This window comes from Roseovarius sp. YIN77, from assembly GCF_057219155.1.
In genome coordinates this window covers 142,692-165,187 of sequence record NZ_JBXVVI010000001.1, presented here as the reverse complement: position 1 = coordinate 165,187, position 22,496 = coordinate 142,692, and the positions used below count along the sequence as shown (strand labels likewise).

23 protein-coding genes are annotated in these 22,496 nt (G+C 56.8%); 11 read left to right on the top strand and 12 right to left on the bottom strand.

Going from position 1 to position 22,496, the window contains the following annotated elements:
• Nucleotide 1 precedes the first annotated feature (1 nt).
• From AC2D8P_RS00765 to AC2D8P_RS00750, 4 genes are all read right to left on the bottom strand, one after another.
• Nucleotides 2–796, bottom strand: a complete 795-nt coding sequence (locus tag AC2D8P_RS00765; protein WP_484699597.1) for a hypothetical protein — start codon at nucleotides 794–796, stop codon at nucleotides 2–4.
• Complete coding sequence (locus tag AC2D8P_RS00760) at nucleotides 790–1,608, bottom strand: sulfite exporter TauE/SafE family protein (RefSeq protein ID WP_484699595.1); 819 nt, start codon at nucleotides 1,606–1,608, stop codon at nucleotides 790–792. Before AC2D8P_RS00760 ends, AC2D8P_RS00765 begins: the two co-directional genes overlap by 7 nt.
• Entirely contained in the window at nucleotides 1,608–2,630 is a 1,023-nt protein-coding gene (gene dusA / locus AC2D8P_RS00755; RefSeq protein ID WP_484699593.1) for a tRNA dihydrouridine(20/20a) synthase DusA, read from the bottom strand. Before dusA ends, AC2D8P_RS00760 begins: the two co-directional genes overlap by 1 nt.
• Nucleotides 2,631–2,712: 82 nt before the next feature.
• Complete coding sequence (locus AC2D8P_RS00750; RefSeq protein ID WP_484699591.1) at nucleotides 2,713–3,996, bottom strand: NAD(P)/FAD-dependent oxidoreductase; 1,284 nt, start codon at nucleotides 3,994–3,996, stop codon at nucleotides 2,713–2,715.
• A 110-nt stretch (nucleotides 3,997–4,106) separates the two neighbouring features.
• On the opposite strand from AC2D8P_RS00750, the gene AC2D8P_RS00745 reads away from it, so the two are divergent.
• Nucleotides 4,107–4,604 carry a flavin reductase family protein gene (locus tag AC2D8P_RS00745; protein WP_484699589.1) on the top strand — a complete coding sequence of 166 codons (498 nt, stop codon included), beginning with the start codon at nucleotides 4,107–4,109 and terminating at the stop codon, nucleotides 4,602–4,604.
• A 60-nt stretch (nucleotides 4,605–4,664) separates the two neighbouring features.
• On the opposite strand, the gene AC2D8P_RS00740 is transcribed toward AC2D8P_RS00745, so the two are convergent.
• The 3 genes from AC2D8P_RS00740 to AC2D8P_RS00730 form a co-directional block, all read right to left on the bottom strand.
• Nucleotides 4,665–4,811, bottom strand: a complete 147-nt coding sequence (locus AC2D8P_RS00740) for a hypothetical protein (protein WP_484699587.1) — start codon at nucleotides 4,809–4,811, stop codon at nucleotides 4,665–4,667.
• A 174-nt stretch (nucleotides 4,812–4,985) separates the two neighbouring features.
• Nucleotides 4,986–5,936, bottom strand: a complete 951-nt coding sequence (locus AC2D8P_RS00735; RefSeq protein ID WP_484699585.1) for an aminotransferase class IV — start codon at nucleotides 5,934–5,936, stop codon at nucleotides 4,986–4,988.
• Between the two features lie 66 nt (nucleotides 5,937–6,002).
• A complete protein-coding gene (locus AC2D8P_RS00730; RefSeq protein WP_484699583.1) occupies nucleotides 6,003–6,899 on the bottom strand; it encodes a LysR substrate-binding domain-containing protein in 897 nt (298 codons plus the stop codon).
• 123 nt (nucleotides 6,900–7,022) lie between these two features.
• Between AC2D8P_RS00730 and AC2D8P_RS00725 the strand changes: the two genes are divergently transcribed.
• Both AC2D8P_RS00725 and AC2D8P_RS00720 read left to right on the top strand, forming a co-directional pair.
• Nucleotides 7,023–7,229 (top strand): hypothetical protein, encoded by a 207-nt coding sequence (locus AC2D8P_RS00725; protein ID WP_484699581.1) that lies wholly within the window; start codon nucleotides 7,023–7,025, stop codon nucleotides 7,227–7,229.
• A 101-nt stretch (nucleotides 7,230–7,330) separates the two neighbouring features.
• Nucleotides 7,331–8,086, top strand: coding sequence for a heme-binding protein (locus AC2D8P_RS00720; protein ID WP_484699579.1), 756 nt, complete (start codon nucleotides 7,331–7,333; stop codon nucleotides 8,084–8,086).
• A 69-nt stretch (nucleotides 8,087–8,155) separates the two neighbouring features.
• On the opposite strand, the gene lipA is transcribed toward AC2D8P_RS00720, so the two are convergent.
• Nucleotides 8,156–9,112: a lipoyl synthase gene (lipA, locus tag AC2D8P_RS00715; RefSeq protein ID WP_484699577.1), complete on the bottom strand. Its 957-nt coding sequence runs from the start codon at nucleotides 9,110–9,112 to the stop codon at nucleotides 8,156–8,158.
• A gap of 237 nt (nucleotides 9,113–9,349) precedes the next feature.
• On the opposite strand from lipA, the gene katG reads away from it, so the two are divergent.
• Nucleotides 9,350–11,494, top strand: coding sequence for a catalase/peroxidase HPI (katG, locus tag AC2D8P_RS00710; protein ID WP_484699575.1), 2,145 nt, complete (start codon nucleotides 9,350–9,352; stop codon nucleotides 11,492–11,494).
• A gap of 62 nt (nucleotides 11,495–11,556) precedes the next feature.
• On the opposite strand, the gene AC2D8P_RS00705 is transcribed toward katG, so the two are convergent.
• Nucleotides 11,557–12,705, bottom strand: a complete 1,149-nt coding sequence (locus tag AC2D8P_RS00705) for a DUF6456 domain-containing protein (RefSeq protein WP_484699573.1) — start codon at nucleotides 12,703–12,705, stop codon at nucleotides 11,557–11,559.
• 196 nt (nucleotides 12,706–12,901) lie between these two features.
• On the opposite strand from AC2D8P_RS00705, the gene AC2D8P_RS00700 reads away from it, so the two are divergent.
• Nucleotides 12,902–13,186 carry a DUF6477 family protein gene (locus AC2D8P_RS00700; protein WP_484699571.1) on the top strand — a complete coding sequence of 95 codons (285 nt, stop codon included), beginning with the start codon at nucleotides 12,902–12,904 and terminating at the stop codon, nucleotides 13,184–13,186.
• Here the strand turns inward: AC2D8P_RS00700 and AC2D8P_RS00695 are convergent, their stop codons facing one another.
• Nucleotides 13,187–14,731, bottom strand: coding sequence for a trimethylamine methyltransferase family protein (locus AC2D8P_RS00695; RefSeq protein WP_484699570.1), 1,545 nt, complete (start codon nucleotides 14,729–14,731; stop codon nucleotides 13,187–13,189).
• 207 nt (nucleotides 14,732–14,938) lie between these two features.
• Here AC2D8P_RS00695 and guaA point away from each other — a divergent pair, with 207 nt between their 5' ends.
• The 6 genes from guaA (at nucleotide 14,939) to AC2D8P_RS00665 (ending at nucleotide 20,660) form a co-directional block, all read left to right on the top strand.
• Nucleotides 14,939–16,516 (top strand): glutamine-hydrolyzing GMP synthase, encoded by a 1,578-nt coding sequence (gene guaA / locus AC2D8P_RS00690; protein ID WP_484699568.1) that lies wholly within the window; start codon nucleotides 14,939–14,941, stop codon nucleotides 16,514–16,516.
• 39 nt (nucleotides 16,517–16,555) lie between these two features.
• Nucleotides 16,556–17,179 (top strand): hypothetical protein, encoded by a 624-nt coding sequence (locus tag AC2D8P_RS00685; RefSeq protein WP_484699567.1) that lies wholly within the window; start codon nucleotides 16,556–16,558, stop codon nucleotides 17,177–17,179.
• A gap of 231 nt (nucleotides 17,180–17,410) precedes the next feature.
• On the top strand, nucleotides 17,411–17,695 hold the full coding sequence (locus AC2D8P_RS00680) for a putative quinol monooxygenase (protein WP_484699565.1): 285 nt from the start codon (nucleotides 17,411–17,413) through the stop codon (nucleotides 17,693–17,695).
• Complete coding sequence (locus tag AC2D8P_RS00675) at nucleotides 17,692–18,558, top strand: DMT family transporter (RefSeq protein WP_484699564.1); 867 nt, start codon at nucleotides 17,692–17,694, stop codon at nucleotides 18,556–18,558. The genes AC2D8P_RS00680 and AC2D8P_RS00675 overlap by 4 nt, the downstream gene beginning before the upstream one ends.
• A 120-nt stretch (nucleotides 18,559–18,678) precedes the next feature.
• A complete protein-coding gene (locus tag AC2D8P_RS00670; protein ID WP_484699562.1) occupies nucleotides 18,679–19,857 on the top strand; it encodes an outer membrane protein transport protein in 1,179 nt (392 codons plus the stop codon).
• Nucleotides 19,858–19,964: 107 nt separating this feature from the next.
• Entirely contained in the window at nucleotides 19,965–20,660 is a 696-nt protein-coding gene (locus AC2D8P_RS00665; RefSeq protein ID WP_484699560.1) for a M48 family metallopeptidase, read from the top strand.
• A gap of 57 nt (nucleotides 20,661–20,717) precedes the next feature.
• Here the strand turns inward: AC2D8P_RS00665 and AC2D8P_RS00660 are convergent, their stop codons facing one another.
• Nucleotides 20,718–21,263: an RSP_2648 family PIN domain-containing protein gene (locus AC2D8P_RS00660; protein ID WP_484699558.1), complete on the bottom strand. Its 546-nt coding sequence runs from the start codon at nucleotides 21,261–21,263 to the stop codon at nucleotides 20,718–20,720.
• The gene (locus AC2D8P_RS00655; protein ID WP_484699555.1) at nucleotides 21,263–22,462 is read right to left on the bottom strand and encodes an RSP_2647 family RNA methyltransferase; all 1,200 of its coding nucleotides are present in this window, start codon (nucleotides 22,460–22,462) and stop codon (nucleotides 21,263–21,265) included. Before AC2D8P_RS00655 ends, AC2D8P_RS00660 begins: the two co-directional genes overlap by 1 nt.
• Nucleotides 22,463–22,496: the final 34 nt, after the last annotated feature.

Genomic DNA, 22,496 nt, shown 5'->3' with positions numbered 1-22,496 from the left:
CTCAGGGCAGGTTCACCCAGTCGGAGACACCGCCGGGATATTCGGGCCGAAAGTAAATGATCACCCGCCCCTCTGCCGGGGCACTGGCGTCCTCTTCCCATGGCGCAACCCCATGCAGACAGTGGCGGTGCAGGACATAGGCCTCCCCCGGTTTGGCCAAAATTTTAACCCGATTGCAGGTTTCGAACACCTCGCGCCGCGCTGCCTGATAGGCCGCGGTGACATCCACATCCTCCCAGGTCTGCCGGGGGTGCGGCTCCAGTACCTCGCGAAACGCGCGCTGCATGATCAAATGGCTGCCCTCCCACACCACCATCGGGCTGGCGCGGTCATCACAATCCGTCACCGGCAGCCCCAGAACAAAGGCATGAGGTTCCCGGATCATCCGTGCGCGATCCTGCCCCACCGGCAACAAGCCATCCACATGGGCCGCATCGCGTTTCAGACGATAGGTCAACGCTGCCTCGCCCTCATGTGTGCGTGGTTTTGGATAGCCAGGAAATATGCCTGACACCTGTCCCAGATGCAGGGCAGGCAATGGTCCGCCATGAAGCGCCGTCAGGAATTCAACCGCCGCACCGGTCAAAGGTCCAGACCCTGCGACAGCGCCCAACGCATCATTGGGCAACGCATCGACACCCACAAACCAAGTGCCCTGACAATCATATCCCTGTGGCGATGGCGCATCCGTATCCATCGCGGCCATCGCAGCAGGCCCGGCATAGCGCAACCAATCCAGAACCGCTGGTTCTGAGGGAAAGATGGCCCAACCGCGCTCTGCAAACTCCGCTACCATCCCACCGCCTTTCGCAGCATGTTCAGCGCCACCAGTGCCAGAAACACCGCAAAGATCCGGCGCAGTCGCCCCGCATCCGTGGCATGGGCCAGCTTTGCCCCAAAGGGCGCTGTCAGCATGGTCATCGAGATGACCAGTGCAAAGGCCGGAATATTGACAGACCCCACCGTATAGGGCGGCGCGTTGTCAGCTGCCGTCAGAAGAAACACAATGGCTGACGGCAGCGCAATGATCACGCCAAACCCCGCCGCCGTTGCGACCGCGCGGTGAATGGGCCGCCCGTACAATGTCATGGTTGGTACACCAAACGACCCACCGCCAATACCCATTAGGACCGATAGGAAGCCAACCACACCAGACAGACCTGCCCGCACAAAACCGGCGGGCATCTCCTCCGCCAGTCGCCAATCCACCCGTCCCATCCAGAAATAGGCGGAAATCACAATCCCCAGCCCACCGAATATGCCTTGCAGAACAACCGACCGCAGCGCCGCTGCGACGAACACCCCGATGATCGCGCCAATAATGATCCCCGGCGCCCAGGTTTTCAGCACGCCCCAATCCACCGCCCCCTTGCGGTGATGGGACAGGACCGACCGGGCAGAGGTGACAATGATCGTCGCCAGCGATGTCGCCAGACAGATCTGCATCAAATCCGTCCCCCCATAGCCCAAGGATGAGAACGTATAGAAAAATGCAGGCACCAGAACAATGCCGCCGCCCACACCCAACAGCCCGGCCACCACGCCGGCAAAGGCCCCGATGACAAGCAGCAAAGCCGCCATCGGCAAGAAAACTGCGATATCCACCATCAGGCGGCCTCCCTCAAAACATGGCTCAATGCCTCATCCACCACATGCACTCCGGCCTCTGGTCCGTGACCACGCTCTGACAAGGTGCGCCGCCACTGTCGTGCTCCGGGGCGCCCGGAAAACAGGCCCAGCATATGTCGGGTGATCTGATGCAGTTTGCCGCCATCCTCTAGATGCTTGGCGATATAGGGCCGCATCTCCTGTACGACCTGCACGGGGGATTTGACCGGCACCCCTGCGCCAAAGATCCGCTGATCTGCCTCCAGCAATACTTCAGACGGGTTGTGATAGGCCGCCCGACCAATCATTACCCCATCCAGACCCCGCGCCAAAAACGCCTTTGCCTGATCCAATGATGTAATGCCCCCATTCACCGACAGGTGCATTTTGGGGAACTGTTCCTTCATCCGCAAAACCAGATCGTAATCCAAGGGCGGGATATCGCGGTTTTCCTTGGGGCTCAGCCCTTGCAACCACGCCTTGCGCGCATGAATTTGCATCCGGGTGATCCCAGCATCCTGCATCCGCACAATAAAATCCGGCAGAACCTGCTCTGGCACCTGATCATCCACCCCGATCCGGCACTTGACTGTGACCGGCACATCGGACACCCGGATCATCGCGGTCACGCACTCTGCCACCAGCGCCGGGTTTTCCATCAACACTGCCCCGAAACAGCCCGATTGCACCCGGTCCGACGGGCACCCCACATTCAGGTTCACCTCGTCATATCCCACCTTCTGGCACATCACCGTGGCCTCGGCCAGTTCTGCGGGGTCAGACCCACCCAATTGCACCGCCACCGGATGCTCTGCCGGGTCATGCGCCAGCAAATGTAACGCCCCACCCCGTACCAATGCCGGGGCCGTGACCATTTCAGTATAAAGCAGCGCCCGACCCGTCATCAGCCGGTGCAAGTACCGGCAATGCCGATCGGTCCAATCCATCATGGGGGCAACGGACAGGCGCGCTGCATCCCGCAGCGTTTCTTCGTCAAACGGAGTTTGCGTGTCCGGGTTCACGTCGCGCTTCCATCCATAGAACTTTCGCTGTCCTGATACGGCGAAGCCTTGACTGCTTGCAATCCCTGCATGTGCAAATTCGTCATCTCCGTGCCGCAATCAGATGCGTGGCCAGCGCCCCGGCCTCGTAATAGGCGCGTTTCAGCCCCAGCGCCCTCTCCCTGTAGTGTTGAATTGGGCTCAGTGGCACATCATCCTCTGATCCGCTGACAAATACCTGCGCCATGGCCCGGCCAAAAACCGTTCCGGGCCCGATCCCGCGCCCGGAATAGCCAAAAACTGCGTAACCTCCCGCCCCGATCCGCAGGAGTTTCGGAATATGGTCCCCGGTCATTGAAATCCGCCCGTGCCAGCAATGGTCTAACCGAACACCGCCCAGTTGTGGATAAATCCGCCGCAATTTGCGCCGCGCCCAATCCCGGTGAACGCCGCCCGCATGATGCGAAGGATCCCCGATCCCGCCCACAATTACACGCCCATGTGCATCACGTCGGATCGACGACATGACCAGCGCCGTGTCCCAGGCCCCCTCCTGCCCTGGCAGAATGTCCTTCAATAGCTCTGCTGGCAGCGGTTCGGTGGCCATCTGGAAATAGTGAACAGGTGCCCATTTGGGGGCCTCAACGCCGCGCGCGGCCTGATGATAGGCATTGGTCGCAATCAGCAAATACCGGGATCGCAATTCCTGCCCACCTGCCTTAACACGCCAGCCATGCGATCCCGCCGCAACACCGGTTGCCGGGCAGTGTTCATGAATGACCGCGCCCGCCTGAATAGCGGCGCGCGCCAGACCCCGGCAATAGGACAAGGGTTGAATCGTGCCCGCGCGCGGATCAAACAGTGCCCCGTGAAACGTATCGCTGCCGGTTCGAACCTGGGCCTGCGCCCGGTCCAGCATTTGCAACGGCGCGCCACGTTTGATGTTTTGCCCACACCGATCCTGCAAATCACGAAGGTGTTTGGGCGACGCCGCGCAATGCAACGTTCCGTTGCGGATCGCATCACAGGGCATCTGATGGCGTTCAATCAGTTCGAACACTTTATCGGGCGCCGCTGCCAGTGCTTGGTACAACCGCGCGCCCGCCTCTGACCCCAATCGATCATCAACCTGATCGGGTGTCAGCCACAGGCCCGCATTGACCAAACCGACATTGCGGCCCGATCCGCCATAACCAATGGTTTCGGCCTCCAGAACCCGCACCGACAACCCGCTTTCTGCCGCGTAAAGCGCAGCAGAGCAGCCCGTAAACCCGGCCCCGATAATCACCAGATCGCAATCGACATCTGCCAGCAGCGGCTGCGTTTCTGGCGCCGCGACGGCTGTCGCCTCCCACAGGTTCCCGTCCTTTGTCCTCGGCCGCTTCATTGCTCTTTTGTCCCTGCATTCAAGCAAAACCAGACTGAATTTTTCGCCAAAACCGGTTTTCATTTTGCCCAATCAGCGATACATCGCATCAAGAGCAGAAGGAAGCGCGCATGACGAGTTTTGTACCGGAGGCAGGCAATACCCTTGCTTTGCGTCGTGCGCTTGGCAATTACCCGACCGGAGTGACCGTCATCACCACCGACAGCGCGATCGGCCCACTGGGTATTACCGCAAACAGCTTTTCCTCGGTCTCGCTAGATCCGCCGCTGGTCTTGTGGTCACCCGCACGCGCGTCTTTGCGTTTTGACGCCTTTGCCAAGGCACAACATTTCGCCATTCACATTCTGGGGGAGAATCAAAAACATGTTTGTGATCAATTCTCCAGACAGGGTCACGACTTTGGCGATCTGGATTACAGCCTGAACCATCATGGCGTGCCGCTGCTGGGCGAATTTGCGACCCGGCTGGAATGTTCGCTGGCCGCACAGCATGACGGTGGCGATCACCTGATTATCGTCGGGCGTGTCGAACAGGTGGCAACCCGTGAAAAACCTGCTCTGGTCTTTGCCCGGGGGGAATACGGAACACTGGCAAAATCTGAGCGCTGACAAAGAAAAGCGCACCCAAAGGTGCGCTTTTCCGAATACGGGTGGCAGCGTAGACAGTGATTAGATATCGGTGCGGGTATCTATCAATGTTCCTCCGGGTCCTGCGATGCGATCTGGCAGGCTAAGGATCAGCAGCTCACGTATGGCGCAACAGGCCAGAAAACTGACACATATACCATCGAAGCTTAGCTGAAATATCGCATCCATTGGACCGTCTCCTCATTTCCATCCCACGTTGATGTTGATTGTCGAAGATGGCGAAATCGGGGCAGGATACGGGCATTACCCATTCAATTTGCAGGCAATTTTAACGTATCGTGAATGAAAATGAGGCGAGCGTTCACGGTTTGGATACAAAATCCGCGAAACCAAATATTTGTTTCACTTTCGCGCGCGCGTTGATTTCTGTTCCGCAATGTTTTGCGCGATCAGTTCTTTGTACAGCGCCCTGATCCGCAGCGTCATCGGCCCGGCACCGTCACCATCGCCAATCGGTTTGCCGTCAATCTCTGCCACCGGCGTTTGCGCCCCAAAGGTGCCGGTTAAAAACGCCTCATCCGCGCCATAGGCCTCATACAGCGAATAGTTCTTTTCGCGCACCGGGATGCCATTGGCCTGACACAGATCTATGACCTTCTGCCGGGTCACGCCATTCATGCAGTAATCCCCGGTTGATGTCCAAACCTCACCCCGCCGCACAATAAAGAAATTGCAGGCATTGGTGGTGTTCACAAACCCATGCGGATCCAGCATCAGCGCCTCATCCGCGCCTGCCTGTTCGGCCTGCAGGCAGGCAATCACACAGTTCAGTTTCGAATGGCTGTTAAACTTGGCATCCTGGCTGGTGGGCAGGCCCCGCACCTGCGGGACAGAGGCGAGCCTGATCCCCCGACTTTGCACTTTCTCCGCGGGTTTCGAATGTTCAACAATCGCAACAATGGTCGGGCCCCATTTGGACAAGGCCGGATGTTGAAACGGTTTTGCTTTGCGTCCACGGGTGATCATCAACCGACAATGGGCATCACCTGTCATGCTGTTAGCCGCTGCTGTCTGGTCCAGAATGTCGCGAATATCCTCAGCCCCCATTCCCAGATCGATAGAGACAGATTTCAGCGAATTGAACAGCCGATCCATATGGTCATCGAAAAACGCCCACTCGCCGTCATAGAGCCGCATTCCCTCCCACATGCCGTCCCCCAGCATAAAGCCCGAGTCGTAAACAGACACCACCGCCTGATCCTTCGACACGATCTTGCCATCGACATATATCTTGATCGCATCATTGCGCGCATCCGCTTCGGCGTCATGGGTGGTTTGTGTTTGTTGCTGCATCCGCTTGCCCCTCATTTCCCAACACTGCTGAAGGGTTCCAGACAACAGATTGAAACAGATACGCGTCTAAGACAACGCCTGCCGGTGGGAAAAGGATCGCTTAATATGCTTCATCGCAGCGATCACCGGTTCTGTAGGGTTGTCAGCGGTATATAGACCCAGCGAATAGGGCGGCAGTTCCGGCAATCCATGATGGGTCGGAATTTCAACTATACGCCCGCCAAGGATGGAAACAGGAACCTGCGCAATCGCCATATCCGCCAAAATTGCCGCACGTTGCCCGCTGACTTCGGAACATTCAAAAACGATACGATAGTCGCGTCCTTGCTCATCCAAGGCCGCCAGCCCCACTTTACGCCAAACGCACATCGGTTCCCACATCGCCACAGGCAGCGGATCCTGTTCGATCGCCACGCCCCCGGACAGACCGGCCCAGATCAGAGGTTCGCGGTAAATCACCTCTGCCACTTGTGAATTGGGCACACCAGCTTCTGTTGTTACTACTGTCATGTCCAATTCGCCGCGATCAACCATGTCGATCATGCGCTCTGAATGGTCGATCACTACTTTGAGAGTAATTCCGGGATATTCGGCACTGAAACGACGCAACATTTCCGGCAAAAACCGCTCTGCTACGTCGTCGGGCGTGCCCATGCGCACTTCTCCGGTCAGCTCGGGCGCCACAAATCGGGCTAACATTTCGCTGTTTAGCGCCAGCAAACGACGCCCATGTTCCAACAACATCTCCCCTGAACGTGTTAGACGAACAGAGCGGCTATCGCGCACGAATAAGGGCCGACCCACCAATTCCTCCATCTTTTTGACCTGCATGGATATGGCGGAGGGCGTGCGCCCTACGGCCTCTGCCGCAGCAGAGAAATTCCCACTCTCGGCAATGGCCACAAGTGTTTTCAGCAAATCAAGATCAAGCAGCGGAATACGGGCGTTGGTGTGGATCGTCATGGCTTATCTTTCAATATTTTTGATAGTTCATCTAAATACTATTCGTTTGATTGAACCATAAATATGCGCGATTGTCCAATGCGACATCCGGATGTCTCCGAACCACAACCAAGGAGACATAACATGACGACGGTATTTGATTACTCCGCCACAGCGGACGGGAGCCATCCAGCGCCCATATCGTTTTTGAACAGTCTGCGCATCAGGCTGGCCGCCCGCTGGGCCGAAAAACGTCAAAGACGCGAGACCGCCAAGCCGTTGGATTTCGATGATCCAGCCCTGCGCGATTTGGGGGTAACCCGCAAAGACATCTTTTGGGCCACACCTTAGCCCGTAGATGTTGATGCCGGCGAATGGTTGAACCGCATCGCTAGGCACACGCTTTAACACAACAGATCATACGGCAAATGCCGTTCCTCGGAGGGAAAATAATGAAACATCATATTCTTACTGCAACAATCACACTGGCCGTAACTTTGGGCACAAGCGCCTTTGCTGGCGGCAGTTTTGGCTGCGACGACCTGCCAGATCACGCCGCCCTGAAAACCGCGCTGGACAGCGCCGTGGCGGATGAAGCCAGCGGGCTAGATCTGCATATGTGGGCCACAATCATCGATCGTGACGGTCGGGTCTGCGCGGTGGCCTCATCGGGCGCGGATCGCGGGGCACAATGGCCGGGAAGCCGGGTGATTTCGGCGCAAAAGGCCAACACCGCCAATGCCTTCAGCCTCGATGGTCTGGCCCTGTCCACGGCCAATCTGTTTTCCGCAGTTCAACCGGGTGGCAGCCTTTACGGGCTTCAATTCAGCAACCCGGTTAACCCGGCCGTCGCCTTCAAGGGCCCATCGCAAAACTTCGGCCAACACAACGACCCGCTGGTCGGAGAGGCCGTCGGTGGCGTGAATGTCTTTGGTGGCGGGCTGGGCCTTTATGATGCGACCGGCGTGATTGGCGGCGTTGGGCTCAGCGGGGATACATCCTGCGCGGACCACATGATCGCCTGGCGCGTGCGCCACAATCTGGGACTGGATCACCTGTCATCCGCAGGGGCCGGAGGGGTCAGTGGCGATTCTGACCGTCCCGACAATATCGTCTATGACATTGCGGACGGGGCTTCCGCCGGTGGGTTTGGCCATCCGCAATGCATCAACACAGGCGATGCCTCAGCTCTCCCTCCGGTTCAATGATCCTAGGTTGCTGAGATTGCCTGAGAGGCCTCGCCATCCAGGCGGGGCCTCACTTTTTTTGGGAGTGGATCAGCCCTGCCCCAGCTTTTTCAACCGCGCCTCGCGCAGCTGGGCGAAATCATCACCGGCGTGATAGCTCGACCGGGTCAAGGGCGTGGACGACACCATCAGGAAGCCCTTGCCATAAGCAGCCTTTTCATAGGCCTTGAATTCTTCTGGCGTTACAAAGCGATCAATCCGGTGGTGGCGTGTCGTTGGCTGCAGATATTGACCGATGGTCAGGAAATCCACATCGGCCGCACGCATATCATCCATGACTTGGGTCACACCCTGTCGATCCTCGCCCAATCCAACCATAATGCCGGATTTGGTAAACATGGTTGGGTCCAACTCCTTCACCCGCTGCAACAGGCGCAGCGAATGGAAATAGCGCGCGCCGGGGCGAACCTCGGGGTAAAGACCCGGCACGGTTTCCAGATTGTGGTTAAACACATCGGGTTTCGCCTTCACGACAGTTTCAACCACTGACGGATCGCATTTCAGGAAATCCGGCGTCAGAATCTCAATCGTCGTACCGGGTGATTGGCGGCGGACCGCGCGAATGGTCTGGGCGAAATGTTCGGCCCCGCCATCCTCGACATCATCACGGTCGACAGATGTGATCACAACGTGGTTCAAGCCAAGCTTTTTGACCGCGTCGGCCACCCGGCCCGGTTCAAACACATCCAACGCATCAGGTTTGCCCGTCGCCACATTGCAAAAGGTACAGCCGCGCGTACAGATATCGCCCATGATCATCATCGTGGCATGACCCTGCGACCAGCATTCGCCCACGTTCGGGCATCCGGCCTCTTCGCACACTGTGGTCAGCTTATGTTCACGCATGATTTTATGAGTATCAGCGTATCCCGGCCCACCAGGCGCCTTGACCCGGATCCATTTCGGCTTCTTCAGCGGCGCATTTTCTGGGCGATGCGCTTTTTCCGGATGGCGCTGCGAAGGAATCTTCAGATCACGGGATGTCATGGTGTCTCCTGCCAATAGTGCCCCACACCTAAACTGGGTCAGCAGGATTGTCCATATTCGCCCTGCCAATGCCCGCCAATCTGATCACCAATCCTTGATAACGCTAAATCAGCGATTGAACCCATGACACAAGAAGTTAGAATGATTATAAATCGATTCAGCCACGCATCTTGTGCAAGCCAGATCGCATTCCAAATAACAAACACGTAACATTAAAAACTCTTTACCGGAGGTACCATGGACGGCAACAGCGGATGCCCTTTCTCGGGCGCAAAAAAAACAACCAACCAGGACTGGTGGCCCAACCAACTGAACCTGAAGCTTCTGCATCAGAACTCTGCCAAATCCGATCCGATGGATGCAGATTTCAACTATGCCGAAGAATTCGCAAAACTGGACCTTAAGGCGCTGAAAGAGGACCTCTATGCCCTGATGACCGACAGTCAGGATTGGTGGCCAGCGGATTATGGCCACTATGGCGGGTTCTTCATCCGTATGGCGTGGCACAGCGCCGGCACCTACCGCACCGCCGATGGTCGCGGTGGTGGCGGCACCGGCCAGCAACGCTTTGCCCCCCTGAACAGTTGGCCCGATAACGGCAACCTGGATAAGGCGCGCCGCCTGTTGTGGCCGATCAAAGCGAAATACGGCAACCAGATTTCCTGGGCTGACCTGATGATCCTGGCAGGCAACTGCGCCATCGAATCCATGGGCGGCAAGACCTTTGGCTTTGGCGGCGGTCGCCCGGATGTGTGGGAACCCGAAGAGGACGTTTACTGGGGCGCAGAACAGGAATGGCTGGGCGAAACCCGCTACTCTGGCGAACGTGATCTGGAAAACCCGCTGGCCGCGGTTCAGATGGGCTTGATCTATGTGAACCCCGAGGGACCGAATGGCGAACCTGACATTCTGGCCTCTGGCCGTGATATCCGCGACACCTTTGGCCGTATGGGCATGGATGACGAAGAAACCGTTGCGCTGGTTGCCGGTGGTCACACCTTCGGCAAGGCCCACGGTGCAGGCGATCCGTCCCATGTGGGCCCGGAACCAGAATCCGCCCCGATCGAGGCGATGGGCTTTGGCTGGATGTCGTCGCAGGGCAGCGGCCATGGCGATGACACCATCACCTCTGGGATCGAGGGTGCCTGGACCGCCAATCCGACCCAATGGGACAACGGCTATTTCGACCTCTTGTTCGGCTATGACTGGAACCTGACCAAATCCCCAGCGGGCGCCAACATCTGGCAACCTGTCTCTCCGAAAGAGGAAGATATGGCCCCGGCTGCGCATGATGCGTCCAAAAAGGTCTCGACCATGATGACCACCGCCGACATGGCGATGCGCATGGATCCGATTTATGGCCCAATTTCCAAACGCTTCCATCAAAACCCGGAAGAGTTCGCAGACGCCTTTGCCCGTGCCTGGTTCAAACTGACCCATCGCGATATGGGCCCCCGCGCCCGCTATCTGGGTGATGAGGTCCCCTCGGAAGAGCTGATCTGGCAGGATCCGATCCCGGCCTCTGACACCAACCTGTCCGATGGCGATGTGGCTGATCTGAAAGCCGCTGTCCTGGCTTCTGGCCTGTCGGTGTCCGATCTGGTCAAAACCGCCTGGGCGTCGGCCTCCACCTTCCGTGGATCCGACTTCCGCGGTGGTGCCAATGGCGCGCGCGTCCGTTTGGCCCCGCAAAACAGCTGGGAAGCCAACGAGCCTGCCGAGCTGGCACGCGTTCTGTCCGCCTTGGAAGAGGTCCGCGCAAACTCCGGAAAATCCGTGTCCATGGCCGACCTGATTGTTATCGCAGGTTCCGCCGGGGTCGAGGCTGCCGCCAAGGCCGCAGGTCACGATGTCACCGTGCCGGTTACATTGGGCCGTGGTGATGCGACCCAGGAGCAAACGGATGGCGAAGGTTTTGCCGTTCTCGAACCCTACGCCGATGGCTTCCGTAACTACGCAAAGGCCAAATATACCGTGTCGGACGAGGAATTGCTCTTGGACAAGGCGCAGCTTCTGACCCTGACGGCCCCGGAAATGACCGCCCTTGTTGGTGGCCTGCGCGTTCTGGGTGCCAATCACGGCGGATCGGCCCATGGTGTCTTTACCGACCGTGTTGGCACGCTCAGCAATGACTTCTTCACCAACCTGCTGGATATGTCCACGCAGTGGGCCCCTGCCGGTGATGCCTTCGAAGGCCGTGATCGCGCAACGGGTGCGGTGAAATGGACAGCCACCCGCGTTGATCTGGTCTTTGGCTCCAACTCGCAACTGCGCGCTGTGGCAGAGGTCTACGGCCAGTCCGACAATCAGGGCAAATTCGTCGCTGATTTCGTGGCCGCCTGGACCAAGGTCATGAATGCAGACCGGTTTGATCTGGCCTAAGTCGCCTGCATCCTGAAACATTGACGGCGCGCCCTGTTCGGCGCGCCGTTTTCTATTCCTACTTAGCCAATCATCGGCCCGTATTTACCGTGAGTGCGTTCATAGTGATCCTTCAACCTCTGCAAGGCGATCTTCAGAACCACTTTGCCCGACCGCGCCGACCACCCCATGCGCCGTTCGGCAGCTTCCATCCCTTCCAGATAACAACAACACCGCAGCGCAACATCACCCAGCCCTGGCCCCAGGGCCTGTAACGCCGCCGATACCCTGTCGCGCGCATCGCCCGGCCCGTCCAACGATATGTTGTCGCCGGTAAAACTGCCCCGATCGCCGCCGGTCAGAAACTTTTCCCAGTTTTGCGCCACACGCGGGCCCATTTGCGCGACTTCGAAATCCTCTCGCAAACGCTCCCCCGCCGCCACCAGATCATCTGACAGATAGGGCTGGCCGTTCTTGTCTTTGCGCCGCGCCAGCGCCGCCAATGGCGATTCCGCGATATTGTATCTGATTTGGCGCGCCGGCCTGTCATCGCCCGTCGCCAACTGTTTGGATCCCCAAACCCGATGCTGTTCGGCAAAGGGGGTTTGCATCTCTTCGAAACCCGGTTGAGAATTGGCCGCCTGTCGCGAAAGCCTTTTCAACGCCGCCTGCCCGGCACTGGTAATTTGATACTGTGCGATCTTGCCTTTGCGACGGCAGCTGATCCAATCCTTCAGCGCCATCGCCTGTGCAGTTTCCCGGTCCACCACCGCTGTCCGTGTCGATTTCCCCCCCGGCAGGTCACGTACGACCACGGCTTTTTCCAGTTCCTTGGCCACGACCAAAACCGCCCCGGTTTCGTTCAGACGCCTTAATATCCTTACGGCATTCACTTCCAACTCAGACGGTTGGTCATCAGTTTTTGTTCGCATCGCAACACTCATTTGTGTTTTGTCCTCTATGGAATTTAAAATTTGCATCTGAAAATGACTGCTCCCCAAGTCTTTCAACGCCTCATCCACCAACAGATCATCGCGCCGGTTCTCAAATTGGCGCACTTGCCGCAAAATGGTGGATGCATGGCATCCCGCGCCACGTGCCAAAGAACGAATGGAAACTCCTGCCTCCGTATGCAACAGATATCGCTGCGCAGGCACTGGCACCCAGTTTGGCAGGCCGACATCAAGAACGGATTGAGAGATATAGAGAGGCTTCATGACTGATAAACTCATATTCGTTTCTCGCTATCGGAACGCAACACAATCATAGGTTGTTAATCTCCATTAACGGAAAAACAGTCCAGATTTCCCGAGTTTTGTAATTATTCACTAATGCATTCTGAAACGATCGCCCTATGGTTGTTCTATTGTCGCAACACCACGGACAATGGTGCAGGGTCCTCTGGTATTTTTGACTCAGGGACCAAGAATGACCGACATCGTTTCCAAACTCACAGACCTGCGCCGCCCCCGTCTGTTGCTTCGGGCTGCGCGATTGGGCCAAAACTCCTATCAGCGCGACCGTGATCTCCTGCCCCTGTTGGGGGCCACGATATCCACCACGTCACGCGGGGTTCTGGCGTTTTTGTTTGATGAGGAACGCGACATGGAGTCAAAACGAAAAACGGGCGACGCCAGTTACAGCGTCACCCGTCATGTTTCATTGCTGATCGCTTTATTGGCAGAGACGCATCACGTCGCCACCGACAATTGATCAGACAAACGCATCCGGCATAGAGGCCTTTTTCTTGGCCACATATTCATCCAGTGCTTCACGGATCGACTGATCCATGGCCGGCTGCTGATAGTCAGAGATCAGTTTTTCAACTCGCGCGGCGGCCAGTTGCTGGCTGTCGCGTGCACCCTCTTCCTGCCAGGTCTCAAACGGTTTGTAATCCAGCACTTCGGTCTTCCAGAACGCGGCTTTAAAGTTCTCCTGTGTGTGCGCACAGCCCAGATAATGGCCACCCGGCCCGACCTCGGCAATCGCACCCATAGCTTGCGCATTCTCGTCAATCTCGACGCCTTTTGCGATACCGTGCAATACGCCCAGCTGATCCGCATCTAGCACGAATTTTTCGAAGGATGACACAAGGCCACCTTCCAGCCAGCCGCAAGCGTGAAGCATAAAGTTCACCCCACCCAAAAGCGCCGCGTTCAGTGTGTTTGCAGTTTCATATGCTGCTTGCGCATCCGGCAGTTTGGACCCGCACAGCGATCCGCCAGAACGGAACGGCAGACCCAGACGACGGGCCAGCTGACCAGCCCCGTACAAGATCTTGGATGCCTCTGGCGTACCAAAGCTGGGCGCGCCCGAATTCATGTCGATCGAGGTCACAAAGGCCCCCATGATCACCCGCGCGCCTTTGCGCACCAACTGGCTGTACGCCACACCGGCCAGCGTCTCGGCCAGAACCTGAGTCAACGTTCCGGCAACGGAAACCGGCGCCATGGCTCCGCCAACGATAAAGGGCGAAATGATGCAGCCTTGGCCGTTTTTGGCATAAACATCCAACGCACCGACCATGATCGGGTCAAAAGTCAACGGAGAGTTGATATTGATCAACGAGGTGGTAACGGCGTTTTCCTGTACGAAATCCTGACCAAACAGAATTCCACACATATCCACCGTGTCCTGCGCCCGGCTGGGCTCGGTCACAGATCCCATAAACGGCTTATCCGACAAGGTCATATGCGCCATCAGCATATCCAGGTGACGCTTGTTCACCGGCACGTCGGTCGGTTCGCACACCGTTCCACCGGAGTGGTGCAACCATTTGGACATATAGGCCAATTTCACGAATTTGTTGAAATCATCCATCGTGGCATAGCGACGTCCACCATTGGTATCGCGCACAAAGGGCGGGCCATAAACCGGTGCCAGTACCAGGCTGTTGCCGCCGATACGCACGGATTTTTCCGGGTTGCGGGCGTGTTGTACATATTCGCCCGGCGCGGTTTTGATCAACTCACGGCACAGGCCACGCGGAATACGTACACGCTCGCCATCAATATCGGCCCCGGCTTCGCGCCACAGCTCCAACGCTTCGGGGCATTCGACGAAATTGACACCGATTTCTTCCAGAACGCGCTCTGCGTTCTCTTCGATGATTTGCAACGCCTCTTCGTTCAACAGTTCCAGATTGGGAATGTTGCGTTCGATATATTTGGCGGTTTCTATGGTAACGGCGGTCCGTTCTGCACGGCGGGCGGCACCTCCGCCTCCTCTTGCGCGACGACGCAATCCTGCTTCTGACATTTTGAATTCCTGATTAATTGACATAAGCCATTGCCAGCAATCTTAAACGATGCCTGTGATCGGCGTTGGTGCATACCGGCGATTAGGATGCAAAAACGACATTCCTGACAACAGAAAGCGGCGGACAGGCCGATTCCTGCGAAATGAATCACCACTGAATGTGCCAGCACTCTTGCACTTGATCCCCAAGCTTTCTATTGGCAAGTCATGACAGATAGCACATCCCACGACCGCCTTCTCATCATCGACTTCGGCAGCCAGGTGACGCAGCTGATTGCGCGACGTCTGCGCGAACTGAACGTCTATTGCGAAATTCACCCCTATCAGAATGTCACGATGGATTTCATCCGGCAGATGGCGCCCAAGGCGATCATCTTTTCCGGTGGCCCTGATAGCGTAACGCGAGAGGGCTCGCCGCGCGCCCCGCAAGAGGTGTTTGACTACGGCGTCCCAATCTTGGGCATCTGTTACGGCCAGCAAACCATGATGCAACAGCTGGGCGGCCGTGTCGAAGGCGGCAAAATCTCTGGCGGCGGTGGAACCGCTGAATTTGGCCGCGCTTACGTTACCCCCGGCGAACCACTGGATATTCTGGATGGCTGGTTCGCCAATGGTGACGAACAGGTCTGGATGAGTCACGGCGATCATGTCGCTGAAATCGCGCCGGGATTTCAGGTTTACGGCACCTCGCCCAACGCCCCTTATGCGATCACGGCTGACACGGATCGTCACTTTTATGCGGTGCAGTTTCATCCAGAGGTGCACCACACCCCCAACGGCGCAAAGCTTTATGAAAACTTTGTCCGTCTGGCAGGCTTCGCCGGTGATTGGACCATGGGCGCTTACCGCGAACAGATGGTGCAGGCGATCCGTGATCAGGTCGGCGAAAAAAAGGTGATCTGCGGCCTGTCGGGCGGCGTTGACAGCTCTGTCGCCGCGATCCTGATTCATGAGGCGATCGGCGATCAACTGACCTGTGTTTTCGTCGATCACGGCCTTCTGCGGAAAAACGAGGCCGACGAAGTCGTCACCATGTTCCGCGACAATTACAATATCCAACTGATTCACGCTGATGAATCAAACCTGTTTCTGGGCGAGCTGGATGGCCAATCCGACCCCGAAACCAAACGCAAGATCATCGGCAAGCTCTTCATCGACGTGTTTCAGAAACACGCCGATACGATCGAGGGCGCAGATTTTCTGGCCCAGGGCACACTGTATCCCGACGTTATTGAGTCGGTCAGTTTCTCTGGCGGCCCATCTGTCACCATCAAATCGCACCACAATGTCGGCGGCCTACCCGAAAAAATGGGCCTGAAACTGGTCGAACCGCTGCGCGAACTCTTCAAGGACGAGGTCCGCGCCTTGGGTCGTGAACTGGGCCTTCCGCAAAGCTTCATCGGTCGTCACCCCTTCCCCGGCCCCGGCCTTGCCATCCGCTGCCCCGGCGAAATCACCCGAGAAAAGCTGGAAATCCTGCGCGAGGCCGACGCCATCTATATCGACCAGATCCGCAAGCACGGGCTCTACGACGATATCTGGCAGGCCTTTGTTGCGATCCTGCCGGTCCGCACCGTGGGCGTGATGGGCGACGGACGAACCTATGATTATGCCTGCGCGCTCCGCGCCGTGACCTCTGTCGATGGCATGACCGCGGATTATTATCCGTTTAGCCACGAATTCCTCGGCGAAACCGCCACCCGGATCATTAATGAGGTCAAGGGCATCAACCGCTGCACCTATGACATCACCTCAAAACCCCCGGGAACGATAGAGTGGGAATAGTGCAGGCGGACAAAAATTAGCAAAAAATAAGTGTGAAAGATGATTATCAGCCACAAATACAAATTCATATTCATTAAAACCACTAAAACTGCCGGAACATCAATCGAAGTTGATTTGAACCCTTTGCTTGGCGAAACAGACATTGCGACCCCCATCTTTCCACATGTTGATGGGCACACACCTAAAAATTACAAATATCGAAAATTAGGATTTCGTAAAGAACTCAGCAATCACATGGCCGCAAAAGAAGTGCGTAAATTTATCGGAAGATCCATATTCGATGAATACTTCGTGTTTTGCGTTGAGAGAGAACCAGTTGATAAATGTATAAGCCACTTTTCGATGCTACGAAACAGTCCTCATCACAATGTCGGTAACGAGAATCTCACTTTTGAAGAGTACATCTCTCGTCGAAAATTTCCCAACGATGTGAGTAAATACACAGACCATGATGGACAACTGATAGTCGATCAAATTTTAAAATACGAAAATCTCAACGAAGAATTAGATGAAGTAAGCAAGAAACTAGGATTAAACTTCTCGCTAAGCAGCAAGGCTAAATCTGGAAATAGATCTAATATTGTGGTGACCAATCAGCAAGAAGAGACCATCTATGAAGAATTCTCTGCTTCGTGTAAATTCTCCGGATATCGAAAGTTGTAGAGTTCTGGTAGAGTTCTAATGTTAGAAAACTCACACTCAAACTAATTGCAGTGTGACATTGTTTTGTGTCTACTTCGGCATGGTGGGTAATGCCTCATTCCGGCACACAAGAGTTGTCAATTGAAACATGTTGTTTCGGTTTTGAAAAATATCAGACCTTAGTATGAAATCGGTAAACATCATTGCGGCTTTGACTATCATGTTTTTAATATCAAATTTCTGTAGGAAGTAATGCACCAGGTCACGCTGAACGGATATCTGGATGTGCCCGCTGAGCGGCTGTCAGCCGTCCGCGCGGGCCTGCCTGACCACATCCGTCTGACCCGGGCAGAACCCGCCTGCATTGCTTTCGATGTCACCGAATCTGCCACCCATCCAGGACGGTTTGAGGTGGCAGAGGTCTTTGCCTCCCGCGCAGGCTTCGAACTTCACCAAACACGCACGGCATCCTCCCCCTGGGCCAATATCACCAAAGGCATCCCACGCCACTACACCACAACCGGGTTAGAAACGTGAGCCACCCCACCATACGGGCCGCAATCTGGATGAGCGGCGCGGTGGTGTCCTTTTCTGCTATGGCTGTCGCAGGCCGGTTCGCTCGGACCTCGCTCGATACATTCGAAGTGATGATGTATCGATCCTTCATCGGGCTGATCATCGTTTTATGCGTCGGTGCATATTGCAACACCCTGCACCAGATCAGCCTGCGCCATCTGCGTCAGCATACGTTGCGCAACCTCGCGCATTTTGCCGGGCAGAACCTGTGGTTCTATGCCCTGCCCCTGATCCCGCTGGCCCAGCTTTTTGCACTGGAATTCACAACCCCGATCTGGGTCATCCTGTTTGCCCCCATTTTCGTGGGCGAAAAGATTACAAAGGCAAAACTTCTCTGCGCCGCTATCGGCTTTGCAGGGGTCCTGATGGTCGCCCGCCCCGGTGCTGCAGGCCTCAGCCCCGGCATCATCACCGCCGCCCTTGCCGCCATCGGCTTTGCCCTGACGGCGCTACTGACCAAGCGCCTGACACGCACGGAATCCACAACCTCTATCCTGTTTTTCCTCACGGCCATACAGGCCGTCCTTGGCATCATCACCTCGGCATATGATGGTCAAATTTCCCTACCAGACACAGATGTTTTGCTGCCGCTCTTCGTCATCGGCTGTGCAGGTCTGATGGCTCATTTCTGCATCACCCGCGCGCTCAGCATCGCGCCAGCCTCTGTCGTATCGCCCTTTGACTTTGCCCGCCTGCCCGTCATTACAGTGATCGGGGCGGCATTCTACCATGAATCGATCCACCCCCTGACCATACTAGGCGCAGTTGTAATATTCGCGGCGAACTACCTGAATATCCTGACCAACACCCAGAAAAAGCCTTAATTACTTGCAGATTTGTTACGTTGCGAAACAATCTCGGGCTTACGTAAGGGAACAAATTGACGCACCAGTCAGCCGATTTTATTGCTTGACTTAGGGTTGAGGCACCTATCGAGGGACAAAATGAAAAAAACATGGGCAATCGCCGCGACGCTGTCGGCGGCAGCAGGCGCGGCGCAGGCAGGCGGCATTGAGCGCAGCAATCAATCAGTTGCGATCTTGTTTGAAGAGGGCAACTACGCCGAATTCACCTATAGCAGCGTGAACCCGAGTGTCAGCGGCACGTCGACAACCACTTACAGCTATACCGGCGGTACACCAACGGGTGATATGGCCGAAAGCTATGAGCAACTTGATTTTGGCCTGAAGTTCGCCATGTCAGAAAACCTTGATGTCGCTTTAATCAAAGACAGCCCCGTCGGTGCTGACGTTCTGTATCCGGCAAATGGTGTCCCGCCCTTCCCGTTTGGAACAGATCACGTGTTTGCTGGGGGCAATGCAGATGTGGACTCCACTTCACTCGGCCTCCACCTGCGCTACAAGTTCGATAACAACTTCAGTGTTATCGGTGGCGTTCGTCATGTTACTGCCGGCGGGAATTTGGGTATCCCGTTTTTCAACAATTACCTGCTTGAGGTCGAAGATTCGTCTGAAATCGGTTATACGGCGGGTGTTGCGTGGGAAAAACCTGAAATCGCTGCACGTGTCGCTCTAACGTATCATTCAGCGACAACCCACTCATATGGCGCGATGGAAGGCGGGCTTTTTACGGGAAGCGCCGACCCAATCGCAACCGGAAACTTCGAAGTTGAAATCCCCCAGTCAATAAACCTCGACTTCCAAACCGGCATTGCCAAAGATACCCTGCTCTTCGGCTCCGTGCGTTGGGTAGATTGGACGGCCTTTGATATCTCTCCGCCACATTTCACTCCAATCGCGGGTCCAATCGTCAGCTATGACGATGATGTAGTCACCTACAACCTTGGCCTTGGCCGCCGTCTGAATGACAATTGGTCCGTTGCGGCAACAATTGGATACGAAGAATCTCAAGGTGGGTTCACCGGCAACCTCGGCCCAACCGATGGATTTACCAGTCTTGGTATCGGTGCAACATACACCTATGAAAACTTCAAAATCAGCGGTGGAATTCGTCATATTTGGATTGGTGATGCCGATACCGCAGGTCCTCCTATCGGTGAAGCGGGCGATCCGGTCTACATTCCGGAACCTGGCGCCCCTCTCGCCAATTTCCGCGACAACACCGCTTGGGCCTGGGGCATGCGCATGGGCTTTTACTTCTGATTTTGTAGCCACGCGGACACCCCCACCCCTGCGGGGGTGCTTCGTTTTCAGTCCACCCCCTCATAAACCCGCTTGGCCTTCGCCCGGCCAGTCCCCATATTACCCCCATGTTGAAATTCACCCCGATCCTGCTCGCGCTGCTCTACGGGTTCGCCATGTACCGCTTTTCGGCCTGGCGCACCTCACGAGAGCTTGACGCAAACTCCACGGAACTGGCGGATAAAAAACTGGTGGAGCTGTGCACACGCATGGCCCGGGCATTGGATCTGCCGCGCATCCGGGTGAACATCTATGAGATCGACCCGATCAATGGCCTCGCCGCCCCAGACGGGCGCATTTTTATCACCCGCGGTTTTTACAACAAGTACCGCGCGGGGGAGGTTACAGCCGACGAATTGGCCAGTGTCATCGCGCATGAGCTGGGCCACGTGGCACTGGGCCATTCGCGCCGCCGGATGATCGACTTTTCCGGCCAAAACGCCATGCGCACGGCGCTTGCCATGGTACTGGGCCGCTTCCTGCCCGGCATCGGTGTCTACCTTGCGAACTTCCTGATGACACTCTTGGCTGCCCGCCTGTCGCGCGGCGATGAGTATGAGGCCGACGCCTACGCCTCTGCCCTTTTGACCAAGTCCGGCATTGGCACCGACGCGCAGAAAAGTCTATTTGAAAAACTCGACGCTCTGACCCGCACCAAAACCGGTGCTATGCCCGCCTGGCTGATGAGCCACCCCAAAACCGCCGAACGGGTCAAGGCGATTGAGACGAACGAGGCCCGCTGGGCCAAAGCCGATCAAACCTGATCGCCGGTTGCTTTTTGGTCAAAATACTCCCGCCGGAGGCGCCGACGGTGACGAAACTCACCGACCTGCCAATGCCTTCCCTAACCTTGGCAGCTTGGCCTTTTTCAACAGCCGCCGCATATCCCAGGGCTCACCCGCCAGACGCTCGGCCTCGGCCCGCACCTGTTCCGCTGCCTTCAACATCCGCTCTGGATCAGCTTCATAGAAGCCCAACAAAAACGCATCCGGGTCGGCGCGCGATACGCCTTCCTCTGCCAAGACATGGCGTGGGAAATCCTTGCGATTGACGGTTACGATCACATCGGCGGATCCGGCAATCGCGGCCGCCAGAACGTGTATATCGGCCGGGTCGGGCAGCCACAGCCGCGCCTCATCCCCACCCTTGGGCCGCACCGATGCCTTGGGCCAGGCAACAGATAACAGCGCGATTTCGCCCCGTGCGATCGTCTCCCCCTGTGGCCCGATCTTGCGCGCGGCCCGCGCCCATTCTTCCAGTATCCGAACCGACCAAAGCGGTTGGTAAAACCCGGCTCTGGCTGTGGCCAGCAACACCTCTCGCATCACCGTCGGATACAGAACATTGGCGTCCAGCAGCGCCCGCATCAGCCATTCAACCGGAAAAAAAGCGCCTTCAGATAGCCGCTTTCGGCCAAGCTGGGCAGCAACGGGTGATCAGGCCCGGCATAGCCGGTATGGATCAACTGCGCCTGTCGCCCTGCCCGGCCAATACCGCGCACAGAAGCATTGCGAAACTTGATCACATCAGCCGCGTGGGAACAAGAACACAGGCCCAGATAGCCCCCGGGCGCCACCAAACGCGCCGCCAGTCGCGCCACACGTTCATAGGCACGCAGCCCCGCCTCCAACGCCTGTTTTGACGGGGCAAAGGCCGGTGGATCGCAGATCACCACGTCAAACTCTGCACCTTCTTCGGACAAAGCCTCCATCACGGCAAAGGCATCACCCTGTCGGGCGCTAAACCGCTCCGCATAACCGGATAAATCCGCACCCCGCGCGGCCAGCTCCAGCGCTGGCGCGGACCCATCCACCGCCAGCGCGGATTCTGCCCCGCCCGCCAGCGCCGCCAGGGAAAACCCGCCCACATGGGAAAACACATCCAGCACCCGCGCGCCCTGCGCCAGCTGCTGGGCAAAGCCATGATTGGGGCGCTGATCGTAAAAGAGCCCGGTTTTCTGCCCGCCCATCAGATCGGCCAGATAGGTCGCCCTATTCATCTGAACTGGAATTGGGCCATCAACACCGCCCGTCACAACCCGGCTATCCTCATCCAAACCTTCCAGCTTTCGCGCGCGACCGCCCGCGTTTTTCAGAATTGTCGTGGCACCGGTCACCTCTGCCGCAACTCCCGACAGGTCATCAAACATCGCCTCGGCCCAGGCGGCATTGGGTTGGATCACCAGCGCATCGCCAAAGCGATCAATGATCACCCCGGGCAGCCCGTCCGCCTCTGCATGGATCAGCCGGTAAAAGGGGGTATCAAATAACCGCGCGCGCATCGCCAAGGCCGCCGACAGTTTGTCGCGCAGCCAATTCCGATCGATCTCTGCCTCTGGATTCTGATCCAGCAACCGCGCCATGATCTTTGATCCGGGATTGACTGTGACCGTCGCGATGGGTTGGCGTTCAGCATCCTGCAAAACGGCGATGGTTCCGGGCGCCAATGCCTTGGTCCGCCGGTCGGTGACCAGCTGGTTTTCATAGACCCAGGGCGTGCCCCAGCGGATCGGACGGGGATCGACCTTTGGTTTCAGGCGGATGGCGGGGCGTGATTGATCTGTCATGACGCCTGATTAGACTGTTCTACAGACGGGGAAA

What these genes read in the sequence shown, in the direction of transcription:
- AC2D8P_RS00750 (WP_484699591.1), bottom strand. Translation starts at nt 3,996, where the DNA reads ATGAAGCGGCCGAGGACAAAGGACGGGAACCTGTGGGAGGCGACAGCC.
- AC2D8P_RS00660 (WP_484699558.1), bottom strand. Translation starts at nt 21,263, where the DNA reads ATGCGGGCGCTGCTGGACGCCAATGTTCTGTATCCGACGGTGATGCGA.
- AC2D8P_RS00725 (WP_484699581.1), top strand. Translation starts at nt 7,023, where the DNA reads ATGACGACGGTATTTGATTACTCCGCCACAGCGGACGGGAGCCATCCA.
- AC2D8P_RS00680 (WP_484699565.1), top strand. Translation starts at nt 17,411, where the DNA reads ATGCACCAGGTCACGCTGAACGGATATCTGGATGTGCCCGCTGAGCGG.
- AC2D8P_RS00740 (WP_484699587.1), bottom strand. Translation starts at nt 4,811, where the DNA reads ATGGATGCGATATTTCAGCTAAGCTTCGATGGTATATGTGTCAGTTTT.
- AC2D8P_RS00765 (WP_484699597.1), bottom strand. Translation starts at nt 796, where the DNA reads ATGGTAGCGGAGTTTGCAGAGCGCGGTTGGGCCATCTTTCCCTCAGAA.
- AC2D8P_RS00685 (WP_484699567.1), top strand. Translation starts at nt 16,556, where the DNA reads ATGATTATCAGCCACAAATACAAATTCATATTCATTAAAACCACTAAA.
- AC2D8P_RS00695 (WP_484699570.1), bottom strand. Translation starts at nt 14,731, where the DNA reads ATGTCAGAAGCAGGATTGCGTCGTCGCGCAAGAGGAGGCGGAGGTGCC.
- AC2D8P_RS00730 (WP_484699583.1), bottom strand. Translation starts at nt 6,899, where the DNA reads ATGACGATCCACACCAACGCCCGTATTCCGCTGCTTGATCTTGATTTG.
- lipA (WP_484699577.1), bottom strand. Translation starts at nt 9,112, where the DNA reads ATGACATCCCGTGATCTGAAGATTCCTTCGCAGCGCCATCCGGAAAAA.
- AC2D8P_RS00745 (WP_484699589.1), top strand. Translation starts at nt 4,107, where the DNA reads ATGACGAGTTTTGTACCGGAGGCAGGCAATACCCTTGCTTTGCGTCGT.
- AC2D8P_RS00655 (WP_484699555.1), bottom strand. Translation starts at nt 22,462, where the DNA reads ATGACAGATCAATCACGCCCCGCCATCCGCCTGAAACCAAAGGTCGAT.
- guaA (WP_484699568.1), top strand. Translation starts at nt 14,939, where the DNA reads ATGACAGATAGCACATCCCACGACCGCCTTCTCATCATCGACTTCGGC.
- AC2D8P_RS00665 (WP_484699560.1), top strand. Translation starts at nt 19,965, where the DNA reads ATGTTGAAATTCACCCCGATCCTGCTCGCGCTGCTCTACGGGTTCGCC.
- AC2D8P_RS00735 (WP_484699585.1), bottom strand. Translation starts at nt 5,936, where the DNA reads ATGCAGCAACAAACACAAACCACCCATGACGCCGAAGCGGATGCGCGC.
- AC2D8P_RS00760 (WP_484699595.1), bottom strand. Translation starts at nt 1,608, where the DNA reads ATGGTGGATATCGCAGTTTTCTTGCCGATGGCGGCTTTGCTGCTTGTC.
- AC2D8P_RS00720 (WP_484699579.1), top strand. Translation starts at nt 7,331, where the DNA reads ATGAAACATCATATTCTTACTGCAACAATCACACTGGCCGTAACTTTG.
- AC2D8P_RS00700 (WP_484699571.1), top strand. Translation starts at nt 12,902, where the DNA reads ATGACCGACATCGTTTCCAAACTCACAGACCTGCGCCGCCCCCGTCTG.
- AC2D8P_RS00705 (WP_484699573.1), bottom strand. Translation starts at nt 12,705, where the DNA reads ATGAGTTTATCAGTCATGAAGCCTCTCTATATCTCTCAATCCGTTCTT.
- AC2D8P_RS00670 (WP_484699562.1), top strand. Translation starts at nt 18,679, where the DNA reads ATGAAAAAAACATGGGCAATCGCCGCGACGCTGTCGGCGGCAGCAGGC.
- katG (WP_484699575.1), top strand. Translation starts at nt 9,350, where the DNA reads ATGGACGGCAACAGCGGATGCCCTTTCTCGGGCGCAAAAAAAACAACC.